Annotated in this window: 6 protein-coding genes; 3 read left to right on the top strand and 3 right to left on the bottom strand. The window is 67.0% G+C overall.

Features of this window, described 5'->3' with window-relative positions:
• Nucleotides 1–44 precede the first annotated feature (44 nt).
• Nucleotides 45–1,469 (bottom strand): type I glutamate--ammonia ligase, encoded by a 1,425-nt coding sequence (glnA, locus tag ACNPNP_RS08765; RefSeq protein ID WP_448965648.1) that lies wholly within the window; start codon nt 1,467–1,469, stop codon nt 45–47.
• Nucleotides 1,470–1,590: 121 nt separating this feature from the next.
• On the opposite strand from glnA, the gene ACNPNP_RS08760 reads away from it, so the two are divergent.
• Nucleotides 1,591–1,986 carry an RDD family protein gene (locus ACNPNP_RS08760; RefSeq protein WP_448965647.1) on the top strand — a complete coding sequence of 132 codons (396 nt, stop codon included), beginning with the start codon at nt 1,591–1,593 and terminating at the stop codon, nt 1,984–1,986.
• Nucleotides 1,987–2,012: 26 nt separating this feature from the next.
• On the opposite strand, the gene ACNPNP_RS08755 is transcribed toward ACNPNP_RS08760, so the two are convergent.
• Entirely contained in the window at nt 2,013–2,501 is a 489-nt protein-coding gene (locus ACNPNP_RS08755; protein ID WP_448965646.1) for an ATP-dependent zinc protease family protein, read from the bottom strand.
• Between the two features lie 17 nt (nt 2,502–2,518).
• Here ACNPNP_RS08755 and ACNPNP_RS08750 point away from each other — a divergent pair, with 17 nt between their 5' ends.
• Nucleotides 2,519–3,703, top strand: a complete 1,185-nt coding sequence (locus ACNPNP_RS08750; protein WP_448965645.1) for a RimK family alpha-L-glutamate ligase — start codon at nt 2,519–2,521, stop codon at nt 3,701–3,703.
• Nucleotides 3,704–3,749: 46 nt separating this feature from the next.
• Here the strand turns inward: ACNPNP_RS08750 and ACNPNP_RS08745 are convergent, their stop codons facing one another.
• A complete protein-coding gene (locus ACNPNP_RS08745) occupies nt 3,750–4,460 on the bottom strand; it encodes a DUF4191 domain-containing protein (RefSeq protein ID WP_448965644.1) in 711 nt (236 codons plus the stop codon).
• Nucleotides 4,461–4,606: 146 nt separating this feature from the next.
• Here ACNPNP_RS08745 and ACNPNP_RS08740 point away from each other — a divergent pair, with 146 nt between their 5' ends.
• The gene (locus ACNPNP_RS08740) at nt 4,607–6,076 is read left to right on the top strand and encodes a hypothetical protein (protein ID WP_448965643.1); all 1,470 of its coding nucleotides are present in this window, start codon (nt 4,607–4,609) and stop codon (nt 6,074–6,076) included.
• Nucleotide 6,077: the final 1 nt, after the last annotated feature.

Genomic DNA, 6,077 nt, shown 5'->3' with positions numbered 1-6,077 from the left:
GCCTCGGCGCGATGCTGAGGCGGGCTCCCCCGGGGCAGGGTCGGTCAGACCCCGTAGTACAGCTCGAACTCGAACGGGTGGGGACGCTGCGCCATCGGCAGGATCTCGTTCTCGATCTTGTAGGAGATCCAGGTCTCGATGAGCTCGGGCGTGAAGACGCCGCCCTCAAGAAGGAACTGGTGGTCGTCACGCAGCGCGTCGAGCGAGTCCAGCAGCGAGTTCGGCACCTGAGGGATGTTCTTGGCCTCCTCTGGCGGGAGCTCGTAGAGGTCCTTGTCAACCGGCTCGTGCGGCTCGATGCGGTTCTTGATGCCGTCGAGGCCTGCCATGAGCTGCGCGGCGAACGCGAGGTACGGGTTGCCCGAGGCGTCCGGTGCGCGGAACTCGATGCGCTTGGCCTTGGGGTTCGAGCCCGTGATCGGGATGCGGATCGCGGCCGAGCGGTTACCGGCGGAGTAGACCAGGTTGACCGGAGCTTCGAAGCCCTTGACCAGGCGGTGGTAGCTGTTCAGCGTCGGGTTCGTGAAGGCGAGCAGGGCCGGCGCGTGCGCCAGGATGCCACCGATGTACCAGCGGGCCACGTCGCTGAGCTGGCCGTAGCCGGCCTCGTCGTAGAACAGCGGCTTGCCGTCGCTCCACAGCGACTGGTGGGTGTGCATGCCGGAGCCGTTGTCGCCGTAGAGCGGCTTCGGCATGAACGTCGCCGACTTGCCCCACTCCTCAGCGGTGTTCTTGACGATGTACTTGAACTTCAGGATGTCGTCCGCCGCGTGCACCATCGTGTCGAAGCGGTAGTTGATCTCCTGCTGTCCACCGGTGCCGACCTCGTGGTGCGAACGCTCCAGGATGAAGCCCGCCTCGATCAGCTTGAGGGTGATGTCATCGCGGAGGTCAGCCGTCTTGTCGACCGGGCTCACGGGGAAGTAACCGCCCTTGTACGGCGTCTTGTTGCCGAGGTTGCCGCCCTCTTCTTCGCGGCCGGTGTTCCAGGCGCCCTCTTCCGAGTCGACGCTGTAGAAGCTGGAGTTCGAGGTCACCGAGTAGCGGACGTCATCGAAGATGTAGAACTCCGCCTCGGGAGCGAAGAACGCCGTGTCGGCGATGCCTGTCGAGACGAGGTACTTCTCCGCCTTCTTCGCGACCTGACGCGGGTCCTTCGAGTAGATCTCGCCCGTGCGCGGGTTGTAGATGTCGAACAGCATCACGAGGGTGCTCGCCTCGCGGAACGGGTCGACGTACGCGGTGGTGACGTCGGGGATCAGCTGCATGTCGGACTCGTGGATGCTCGCGAATCCGCGGATGGAGGAGCCGTCGAACAGCTGGCCGTCGGTGAAGAACGCCTCGTCGACCGTCGACGCGGGAATGTTGAAGTGCTGCTGGACACCGGGCAGATCAGTGAAACGGATGTCAAGGAATTTGACGTCGTTTTCCTTGATATAGCTCAGAACCTCGGACGAATCGGTGAACATTTATCACTCCAGATGATGCGGATCGGGGCCTCGAAGGCTGCAAGCAGGTTATGGCCGAGGGGTTACCCCGCCATGTCCTCTATGTTTCCGCCATGTTACAGACCGCCGATAGACTGGACGTGTGACGGATGCTGAGAACACATACCCCGGCGAACGTCTCGGACTCCCCACGACCGGCCCGCGCAGCGTCGCCAGGGTGGGCCGTCGCATCGGCGCCCTCGCCATCGACTGGGCGGCGGCCGTGATCATCTCGATCGCGTTCTTCCAGTACGACTCGATCGCCACGCTCGTGATCTTCGCCGTCGTGCAGATCGTCTTCATACCGACGATCGGCGGCAGTCCGGGACACCGCATCCTCGGTATGCGATTGGTGATGCTGGGCGGGGGATGGGTCGGCCTCTGGCGCCCGATCGTGCGGACACTGCTGCTGGTCGTCGTCATCCCCGCGGTGATCTGGGATCAGGACCAGCGAGGACTGCACGACAAGCTCGTGGGCACCATCCTGATCCGCGCCTGAGTCCGATCCGGAGCCCTTCGACGGGGTCAGTTCCGCCCGCGATTGCGGCGGCGGGTCTCCTTGGGGGCACGGCCGCCCAGGAAGGAGCGCGCGGGGTCCACGATGAACCCCCGACGCAGCGCCTCCCGCCCGATCAGCATCCGGAAACCCATCTCGTCGCGATTGCTGAGGGTGACCTCGGACACGATGAGCTGATCGACGAGACGGATCGCGAGAAGCACGACGATTCGTCGCTGGGCGTGACCGGACGAGCTGCGAACGGCGCGTCTGTCGTGCACGGGGCACTCGACGATCGTGGCGTCCGCGTTGGTGTGCTGCCAGGGGTTCACACGGAATCGGACCCAGGCCTCGCCTTCGCGCTCGAACTCCTCCACGTCGAACGCGTGCAACGAGGACGTACGCGCGCCGGTGTCGACCTTGGCCTTGATCCAGTCCACTCCGGCGTCAGGCAGGCTCACCCATTCACGCCACCCCGTAAGAGTGTTTGAATGAGATGTCTTGGTCACTCGATACATCTTGGCAGGAAACATACGTGAAGCTCGCAGTTCTCTCCCGCGCTCCGCAGGCGTACTCGACGCAGCGCCTCCGCGCGGCGGCTCTTCAACGCGGGCACAACGTCAAGGTGCTGAACACGCTGAAGTTCGCGATCGATCTGACGGCGGATGAACCCGACCTCCACTACCGCGGTCGACCGCTGAGCGACTACGACGCGATCCTCCCTCGCGTCGGCAGCTCGATCACCTACTTCGGTACCGCTGTGGTGCGCCAGTTCGAGCAGATGGACGTGTACACGCCCAACACGGCCAACGGCATCTCGAGCGCCAGGGACAAGCTCCGTGCGAACCAGATCCTCTCGCGCCACAACATCGCGATGCCGGCGACAGCGTTCGTGCGCAATCGCGCCGATGTGCGTCCCGCGATCGAGCGGGTCGGCGGGGCACCGGTGGTCATCAAGCTGCTCGAGGGTACGCAGGGCATCGGCGTCATCCTGGCCCCGCAGGTGAAGGTCGCCGAAGCGATCATCGAGACGCTGCATTCGACGAAGCAGAACGTGCTGATCCAGAAGTTCATCGCGGAGAGCAGGGGACGCGACATCCGTGCGCTCGTCGTGGGCGACCGCGTCGTGGGGGCCATGCGTCGCGTGGCCGCGGGTGACGAGTTCCGATCCAACGTGCACCGCGGCGGCAGCGTCGAGCGCGTCCAGCTCGACCCCGCGTACGAGCAGGTGGCGGTGCGGTCGGCGCAGATCATGGGACTGAGGGTCGCCGGCGTCGACATGCTCGAAGGCGATGAGGGGCCCCTGGTGATGGAGGTGAACTCCTCACCCGGGCTGCAGGGCATCGAGCAGGCGACCAATCTCGACGTGGCGGGAGCCATCATCGACTACATCGCCGGGCAGGTCGCATTCCCCGAGATCGACGTGCGTCAGCGTTTGACGGTGTCGACGGGATACGGCGTGGCCGAGTTGCTCGTTCACAACGCGGCGGAACTCGTCGGCAAGACGCTGGGCGAATCCGGTCTCTGGGAGCGCGACATCACCGTACTGACGCTGCACCGCGGGGTCAGTGTGATCCCCAACCCGCGCAAGCACGTCGTGCTCGAGGCCGATGACCGACTGCTGTGCTTCGGGAAGCTCGAGGAGATGCGCGGGATGATCCCCGAGCGCCGCCGTCGCAGGGCGAAGGTGCGGCGCCTGCCGAAGGAACCGCTGAGCTGACGTCGCCGCCGTGGCGTGAGCCGGCGGGCGGTGACCGCTCTTCGGCTCAGCGCGGACGCTGTGCGCGGACCTTCGTCGGGTCGATGCCCTTCGGGATGGGCAGCGACGAGACCGACTGCGAGACGGAGTCGATGCGGCGGATGACCGCGGCCATCGTCGTCTTGTTGATCGCCTTCGGGAGCTTCTTGATCGTCTTCGAGAGGTCGGCGATCGCGACCTCGTCGTCACCGTGGCCGACGTAGAGCACGTGGACGGGAACGCCGTTCGCGACGCGCTGCGCCTTGCTGCGCTCTTCGTTCACGAGGCGAGTGAGCCGGCCACGGGCGCCTTCACCCACGACGACGATGCCGCCTCGTCCGATCGCGCGGTAGACCGCCTCCTGCGTCTTGGGGTTGATGCCGACGGGAGTGTCCGAGGCCTGCCAGTTCCGGCCGAGACTCGTGCTCAGCACGTGTCCGGAGGCGCCGGGCATGCCGTCGATCTTCGCGTACATCGCGTTGGTCGACAGGCGCGTCATGAGGAAGAGGGCACCGAGCACGCCGAGCATGAGTCCGGTGATCGCCCAGAGGATGAGCGTCCACACCTGGAACGGCGGGATGAGGTAGCCGACGACGAGGCCGAGCATTACGCCCGCGACGAGGATCGCGATCTGCGCCCAGGGGAGCCAGCCGTACACCTCACGCGTGAACCGGAACAGGGACTTGATCTGGGAGAAGAACCCCGGACGCTTCTCGGGTTCTGGAGCACGCTTAGCCATGAGTACAAGACTACCGAGTCCGCGCGTCGTTCATGTGCGCGTTCGCGGGCGGCGCACTCGTCCTGCACATCCGGGGAAACCGCCGATCCCTGCACATTCCTCGGTTGTCGGGACCATCAGCGCACGCTCTGCGCTGTGATGGGTCGATGAGCGAGACGGATGCCGCAGTCGACCATGGCGCCCTTGTCCCAGGGGTGCATCGCGTGATCCGCGCGATCGACGGGAAGGAGGGGCCGTTCGCCGGCACGCTCGTCGCGTTCGAGGAGAGCGTCGCCGTGTGCGTCGACACCGAGACGCTCCAGGAGTGGGCGGGATGGGCGTTCTCCGGATCCGAGCACGTCTGCGGGGTGCTCGACATCCGCCGTCGGGTCGACGGGCATGACGCGCTTCTGCCCTGGTGCACGCAACGCGTCGAGACGTTTCTGGCACGGCGGGAGGCTTCGGGCGCGCCGCTCACGCCGGGAGAGTCTGGCACCCTCGTCGCGAGCCTGCTGCGGGGCGTGCGTGAGCTGGGTGCGGACGGCGACGTCCTCGGCGATTGGTGGCTGACCGGCGACGGACGCCCGTTGTTCGTGCACGGCGATGGCGGAAGCGCCAGGGCGCGCACGGCGACGCTGATCGAGCGCGCGGCGCGGCAGCAGAGTGATCGTGCCACGATCAGGAACCTGGAGGAAGCGGCGTCTGCGCTGCGCCAGCCGCGTCATCCCGTCGACGACGACCGTCGTTGGGAGGAGGAGCTGTTCGCGCGCGCCGCGCCACGGGCTCTGCAGCTCGACGTGTTCGCGCCCGAGCGCGTGAGCGTTGTCGCTCCCCGGCTCGTGGCAGCGGATGCCGCGGCCCGCCCCATCGAGGGCAGGCGATCCCGGCGCGCTGCGGGTGAGAGTCGCCGCGCTGCGGGTGGGAGTCGCCGCGCTGCGGGTGGGAGTCGCCGCGCGGAGGCGACGCGGCGCGCGCTCGACGCGCCGAGGGGCGCAGAGAGCTCCGCGTCCAGCGCGTCCGCCATGCTGCGAACGGGGATGCAGGAGGCGCGCGCGGTCATGGAGCGCCTGCGCGAGCGAGCGCGCGTTCGCCGGCCCGCGCGATCGAGAGCAGCGCCCCGAGGTCGAGTGGACGATGCGCGCACCGCGAAGCCTTCGCGTCGTCGGACTGTTCTCGTGGCCGGGGCATTCGGGATCGTCGTGCTGATCGTCGGGCTTCTCTGGCCCAGCGATGGCGGGGAGGCGCCGGCAGTGGCGACGTCCCAGACCGGGCAGACCACGGAAGAACCTGATGCATTAGGCGATGGCGAGCAGCCCTCCCCGGCGACGGCGCCACCGACACCCGCACCGGTGCCGTCGGACTCGGCGTCGGGCCAGGGCGGTGCGCTCGACGCGGTGCCGGGCCTTCTCGACGCGATCAGTGCGTGCGTCGAGGCAGCCGTCGAACACTGTGCTGACGCCGTGGCGGAGGGCGCACGGTCTCCGTCCGATGGCATCGTCGTGCTCGGCACGTCCGGGAGCACCGCTTCACTGGTGGACGACTACGGTGATGTCGCGGTGATCCGCCTGACACCGATCGATGCCGGGAGCGGAGCCGCAGAGCAGATGATGGTGCTCGAACGCCACAACGACATCTAGG

It is taken from the genome of Microbacterium xerophyticum, assembly GCF_053543555.1.
The sequence above is the reverse complement of the archived record's forward strand: the minus strand, read 5'-3'. Positions and strand labels throughout refer to the sequence as shown.